Here is a 302-nt window from a genome sequence, read left to right on the forward strand (position 1 = left end):
TTTCAGTAAAATGAACCATAATCTTGACCACATAATGTATAACAGATTCCCTAAGTCAACAACTGGAGGTAAAAGCAATACAAATGGATACACGAATATAGGAGAATATAAAGGAAAAGACAAAGGTATTAAACCATATCTAAAGTCAAAAATGATGAGATTTCTCATGAAACGTCCCATCCTACCAATCTCCTATATTCAACACAAAAACCCGATGATGAAAAAGCAAGTCATTAACAAGTACACCGCAGAAGGACGAGCCCTGATACATAAAAACTTGGCAGACATAACCGAAGCGGAAC

1 pseudogene is annotated in these 302 nt (G+C 36.1%); it reads left to right on the forward strand.

What is annotated here, in order from left to right:
- Positions 1 to 302 (forward strand): annotated as a pseudogene (locus K5S59_RS30415) (group II intron reverse transcriptase/maturase); the annotation flags it as partial.

The organism is Bacillus sp. BML-BC051, assembly GCF_019656175.1.
Lineage (GTDB): Bacteria > Bacillota > Bacilli > Bacillales > Bacillaceae_G > Bacillus_A > Bacillus_A mobilis.